This is a genomic window from Streptomyces sp. UW30, assembly GCF_008042075.1.
Lineage (GTDB): Bacteria > Actinomycetota > Actinomycetes > Streptomycetales > Streptomycetaceae > Streptomyces.
Genome location: NZ_RDBN01000053.1, coordinates 1,856,009 through 1,861,851, shown reverse-complemented (window position 1 = coordinate 1,861,851; position 5,843 = coordinate 1,856,009). Strand labels below are relative to the sequence as shown.

Annotated in this window: 5 protein-coding genes; 4 read left to right on the top strand and 1 reads right to left on the bottom strand. The window is 68.6% G+C overall.

Annotated features, from left to right (window positions below; translation table 11 throughout):
* Positions 1-1,085, bottom strand: a 1,085-nt coding sequence (locus EAO75_RS43015; protein WP_261989646.1) for a VWA domain-containing protein, incomplete at its 3' end; no start/stop codon positions are given.
* 356 nt (positions 1,086-1,441) lie between these two features.
* Between EAO75_RS43015 and metG (EAO75_RS43010) the strand changes: the two genes are divergently transcribed.
* The 4 genes from metG (EAO75_RS43010) to EAO75_RS42995 all read left to right on the top strand — a co-directional run.
* Positions 1,442-3,157 (top strand): methionine--tRNA ligase, encoded by a 1,716-nt coding sequence (gene metG, locus EAO75_RS43010; protein ID WP_148000419.1) that lies wholly within the window; start codon positions 1,442-1,444, stop codon positions 3,155-3,157.
* Positions 3,158-3,199: 42 nt separating this feature from the next.
* Complete coding sequence (metG, locus tag EAO75_RS43005; RefSeq protein WP_148000418.1) at positions 3,200-4,774, top strand: methionine--tRNA ligase; 1,575 nt, start codon at positions 3,200-3,202, stop codon at positions 4,772-4,774.
* 156 nt (positions 4,775-4,930) lie between these two features.
* Positions 4,931-5,407, top strand: coding sequence for a hypothetical protein (locus EAO75_RS43000; protein WP_148000417.1), 477 nt, complete (start codon positions 4,931-4,933; stop codon positions 5,405-5,407).
* Positions 5,408-5,492: 85 nt separating this feature from the next.
* Positions 5,493-5,843: PH domain-containing protein (locus tag EAO75_RS42995; protein ID WP_148000619.1), on the top strand; the 351-nt coding region annotated here is incomplete at its 3' end.

Here is a 5,843-nt window from a genome sequence, read left to right as displayed (position 1 = left end):
GGAGCCGGTTGCGGAGACGCCGGTGGGAGCCGGTTGCGGAGACGCCGGTGATCGAGGAACCGGCGGTCGAGGAGCCGGTTGCGCAGACGCCGGCCGTCGAGGAGGCCGTCGCCGATGAGCCGGCCGTCGAGTTCTGTGGAGAAGAAGGCGACGTGGACCTCGGGGTCCTCGGGGTCGAGGTGGGCGGCGAGGGCGAGGGTCTGCTCGGCGAGGGCCTGGGCCGATCCGTCCTTGTAGTACGGGCGCATGGAGGCGGAGCGGTCCAGGACGAGGTAGACCTTGGCGGTGGTGCCGGTGAGGTTCTGCTCGTGCAGGACGGTTTCGGCGGCCTTGTAGGCGGTGAGGAGGCCGGCGGGGAGGGAGGGGGCCTCGGCCTCGGCTTCGCCTTCGGCGTCGGTGTTCCCACCCGCACCGCCCGTGCCGGTCTCGTCGTCGGCCGCGAGTGGCCTCTGTGGGGCGTCATCGCCGTCGGCGGCTGCGGGGGTGTCGGTGGTAGCCGTGGCCTCGGCTTCGCCTTCGGTGTCGGTGTTCCCACCCGCACCGCCCGTGCTGGTTTCGTCGTCGGCCGCGGGTGGCCCCTGTGGGGCGTCATCGCCGTCGGCGGCCACCGGCTCCTCCACGGCCGGCTCCGGCTCGGTGTCGGGTGCGACCTCGGCGACCGGCTCCTCGGCCACCGGCTCCTCCGCGACCGGGTCGGGCTCAGGTTCCGGCGTCGGCTCCTCGGTCACGGCTGCCGGAGCGGGCTCGTCGGATACGGGCTCTTCGACGGCCGGGGTCTGCGCGGCAGGCTCGACCGCGGCCTGCTCCTCGACGACCGGCTCCTCGACAGCGGGCGCCTCTGCGGCCTGCTCTTCGGCGACGGCCTCTTCGACGGCCGGGGCTTCCGCAGCTGGCTCCTCGATCACCGGCTCTTCGATCACCGGGGTTTCAGCAACCGGCTCCTCGACGTCCGGTTCCTCGATCACCGCTTCCTCAGCCACCGGGGTTTCCGTAACCGGCTCCTCGACGGCCGGCTCATCGGCGACGGCCTCCTCGACGGCCGGCGTCTGCGCAACCGGCTCCTCGACCGCCGGTTCCTCGATCACCGGCGTCTCCGCAACCGGCTCCTCGGCCGCCGTCGGCTCTACCGGCTCTGCTGGCTGAGCCTTTGGCTCCACCGGCTCTGCCGGCTCCGGGACCGTTACGTTGTTGAAGGCTGCTGAGACCAGCTCGTGCTCGTTCTTCTCCGGGGCCGGCGAGACCCCGAAGGAGCTCACGGACGCGGAGATCTACGAGGGCATCCTGGCGACCTGGCGCCCGTAACCACCGAAGAGCACCCCGGGCCGCCCCTTCCCACACCTCGAAACGGGAAGCGGGCGGCCCACCCATGTCGGCTACGATTTCAAGGTTCGCAAAGCAGCGAGAAGCAAGAACAAGAACACCGACCTGGGAGCAGCCCCCGATGGCTCGACACCTCATCACCAGCGCCCTTCCGTACATCAACGGAATCAAGCACCTGGGCAACATGGTGGGGTCCATGCTCCCGGCGGACGTGTACTCCCGGTACCTCCGCCAGCGCGGCCACGAAGTCCTCTACATCTGCGCGACCGACGAGCACGGCACCCCGGCCGAGCTCGCCGCGAAGGAGCAGGGCCTCCCCGTGGCGGACTTCTGCGCGCAGGCCCACGACGCCCAGAAGGCGGTCTACGACGGCTTCGACCTCGCCTTCGACTACTTCGGCCGCAGCTCCAGCGAGCAGAACGTCGAGATCACCCAGCACTTCGCCCGCAAGCTGCACGAGAACGGCTTCATCGAGGAGCGGGCGATCCGCCAGGTGTACAGCCCCACCGACGGCCGCTTCCTCCCGGACCGCTACGTAGAGGGCACCTGCCCCCACTGCGGCTACGACAAGGCCCGCGGCGACCAGTGCGAGAACTGCACCCGCGTCCTGGACCCGACCGACCTGATCAACCCCCGCTCCGCGATCTCCGGCTCCACGGACCTGGAGGTCCGCGAGACCAAGCACCTCTTCCTCCTCCAGTCCAAGCTCCAGCGCGAGGTCATGGAGTGGGTCGCCCGGCACGACGGCGTATGGCCGCACCTGGCCTCCTCCATCGCCCACAAGTGGCTGACCGAGGGCCTGCACGACCGCGCGATCACCCGTGACCTGGACTGGGGCGTCCCGGTCCCGGCGGACACCTGGCCGGAGCTGGCGGCCGAGGGCAAGGTCTTCTACGTCTGGTTCGACGCCCCGATCGAGTACCTCGGCGCGACGAAGGAGTGGTCGGACATCGACCCGTCGACCCGCGACTGGAAGTCGTGGTGGTACGAAGTGGACACCGACGTCCGCTACACGCAGTTCATGGCGAAGGACAACGTCCCGTTCCACACGGTGATGTTCCCGGCCACCGAACTCGGCATCCGCGAGCCCTGGAAGAAGGTCGACTTCGTCAAGGCCTTCAACTGGCTGACGTACTACGGCGGAAAGTTCTCCACGTCCCAGAAGCGCGGCGTCTTCACCGACCAGGCCCTGGAGATCCTCCCCGCCGACTACTGGCGCTACTTCCTGATCGCCAACGCCCCCGAGTCCGACGACTCCTCCTTCACCTGGGAGCACTTCACGGCCACGGTCAACAAGGACCTGGCCGACACCCTCGGCAACTTCGTCAACCGCGTCCTGTCCTTCTCCAAGAAGCGCTTCGGCGAGGAGGTCCCGGCGGGCGGCGAGCCCGGCGAGGCGGAGGCGAAGCTGGGCGAGGAGATCTCCCGCCTCCTCGCCGAGTACGAGGAGCACATGGAGGCCCTCCAGTTCCGCAAGGCGGCCGCCGCCCTGCGCGCCCTGTGGTCGGCCGGCAACTCCTACCTGGAGGAGAAGGCCCCCTGGCTGGAGATCAAGACCGACAAGGACGGCGCGGCTCTCACCCTGCGCACGGCGATGAACCTGATCCACCTCTACGCGGTGGTCTCGGAGCCCTTCATCCCGTCGACGTCGGCCGCCATGCGCCAGGCCTTCGCCCTCAAGGACGACACCGCGACCTGGGTGAGCCCGGACGAGGCGAAGTCCCTGACCGCCGTCCCCGTCGGCACCCCCTTCACCGTCCCCCCGGTCCTCTTCGCCAAGCTCACCGACGAGGACCTGGAGGCGTACAAGGAGCGCTTCGGCGGCGAGGCGGCGTAAATGCAGATGAGGGCCGCCGACGGAGTGTGATGGAGTGAGGTCATGACGTACTACGTCACGACCCCCATCTACTACGTCAACGACGCCCCGCACCTGGGCCACGCCTACACCACGGTGGCGGCAGACGTCCTCGCCCGCTGGCACCGTGGGCGCGGCGAGGACGTCTGGTTCCTCACGGGGACCGACGAGCACGGGCAGAAGATCCTGCGGACGGCCGAGGCGAACGGCGTGCCGCCGCAGGTCTGGGCCGACCGGCTGGCCGAGGGGTCATGGAAGCCGCTCTGGCAGCACCTCGACATCTCCCACGACGACTTCATCCGTACGACGGAGAAGCGGCACACGGACCGGGTGCGGGAGTTCTACCAGGATCTGTACGACAACGGCCATATCCGCAAGGGGAGTTACGAGGGCCCGTACTGCGTCGCCTGCGAGGAGTACAAGCTCCCCGGCGAGCTGATCGAGGCGGAGGACGGCACCCTTCTCTGCGCGATCCACAGACGCCCGGTGGACCTCCTCAAGGAAGAGAACTACTTCTTCAAGCTCAGCGAGTACGGTGACCGCCTCCTCGCCCACTACGAGGCCAACCCCGGCTTCATCCAGCCCGAGTCGGCCCGCAACGAGGTGGTGAACTTCGTCCGCGGCGGCCTGCAGGACCTCTCCATCTCCCGCTCGACGTTCGACTGGGGCGTCAAGGTCCCCTGGGACGACGACCACGTCATCTACGTCTGGGCGGACGCCCTCCTCAACTACGCCACAGCCGTCGGCTACAACGAGAACCCGGAGAAGTTCGAGTCGACCTTCCCGGCCGACGTCCACCTCGTCGGCAAGGACATCCTCCGCTTCCACGCGGTCATCTGGCCCGCCATGCTGATGGCGAACGGCCTGCCGCTGCCCGGCCGGATCGCGGCCAACGGCTGGCTGCTGGTCGGCGGCGAGAAGATGAGCAAGTCCAACCTGACCGGCATCAAGCCGCAGGACCTGACCTCGCACTTCGGCGTGGACGCGTACCGCTGGTACTTCCTGCGCGCGATCGCCTTCGGCCAGGACGGCTCCTTCTCCTGGGAGGACTTCTCCGCCCGCTACACCAGCGAGCTCGCCAACGACTACGGCAACCTCGCCTCCCGCGTCACCGCGATGGTCGGCAAGTACTTCGGCGGCGCGCTGCCCGCGTCCGCGGCCGACGGCGAGGCCGAACAGGCCGTCCACGACGGCCTGACCAGGGCCGCCGCGCAGGCCGACCGCAGGATCGGCGACGAGCTGGACTTCCAGGGCGGCATCCTGGCCGTCTTCGACTTCGTCAAGCAGGTCAACGGCTACCTCACGGAGCAGCAGCCCTGGAAGGTCGCCAAGGACGATTCCGACGAGGGCCGAGCCCGCCTCGCCACCATCCTCTACACCGCCGCGGACTCCCTCCGGGCCATCGCCGTCCTGCTGAACCCGGTCATGCCGGAGACCTCCCGGAAGCTCTGGGACTCCCTGGGCGCGCAGGCGTCCCTCGGCGCCCTCGCGGATCAGCGGATCCAGGACGCCGGCGAGTGGGGCAGACTCCCGGCCGGCTCCACCGTCACGAAGGGCGCGGTCCTCTTCCCCCGTCTGGAAGAGGCCCCGGCCGCCTGAGGACCCGGCATCCGCGTCGGCTTCCGAAGGCTGTCGTGAATTTCTTGACCGATCGGTGCCCAACTCGGGGACATCACGGGGATGTTGTCCATCCGGTTGGCATCGATCGCACCCCGGCGGCACCATGTCCCCCTGCACGACCGTATGGTTTCCGCCATGGCAGTCCCTGAGGTCATCCCGATCGCCTACGAGCCGCACGGCCGTACCGACGCGATCGGCTTTTACGCGGACGGGCAGTTCATGGGATCGGTCACCTATGCCTTTCCCAAGGACTTCGACCTCGACAGCGGCTGGGAAGAGCACAAACGCCTCTACGCGGTGCTGCACACCTTCGACGCCGAGGGCCGGTACCGCGACTCCGACATCTGGTGCGCGGGCACCTGGGCCGAGCAGCAGCGCGCCCCGCAGGGCCCCGACTCGGTCCTGTCCCGCGCCCGCGCCCACCTCGCGACCCTCCTGCGCAGCCTGCCCCGGCGCACGTACACGGACATCGCGATACGGCCCTTCCAGCTCACCATCGACGGTGTGCTGTTCGGCCTGGTCACCGGCGAGGACGAGGACGATCCCTGGGCCGAGCTCCACCCCGACAACCTGGGCTTCGGCGCGCCCTGGGACGGTTCGTACGACACCTGATCGTTTACGCCCCTATGCCTGGACGCCCCCGGCGCGCTATACATTGCGAAGATCATGTAGAGCCATCAAGTGGGGGGATCCATTCATGGCGCTCTTCGGTAACGCGCACACCATCGACTCGGGGCAGGCGCAGCAGGACTTCGCCCGGCTGCTGGGCCACGGTGAGCAGGTGCACGCCGCATACCTGCTGATACGCGACACCATCCTGTTCACCGACCGCCGTCTGATTCTGGTCGACAAGCAGGGCATCACCGGCAAGAAGGTGGAGTACCACTCCATCCCGTACCGCAGCATCACGCACTTCGCGGTGGAGACCGCCGGCACCTTCGACCTGGACGCCGAGCTGAAGATCTGGGTCTCGGGGACGCCGACACCGATCGAGAAGACGTTCACCAAGGGCGTGGACATCTACGAGGTGCAGGCGATCCTTACGCAG

What these genes read in the sequence shown, in the direction of transcription:
- metG (WP_148000419.1), top strand. Translation starts at nt 1,442, where the DNA reads ATGGCTCGACACCTCATCACCAGCGCCCTTCCGTACATCAACGGAATC.
- metG (WP_148000418.1), top strand. Translation starts at nt 3,200, where the DNA reads ATGACGTACTACGTCACGACCCCCATCTACTACGTCAACGACGCCCCG.
- EAO75_RS43000 (WP_148000417.1), top strand. Translation starts at nt 4,931, where the DNA reads ATGGCAGTCCCTGAGGTCATCCCGATCGCCTACGAGCCGCACGGCCGT.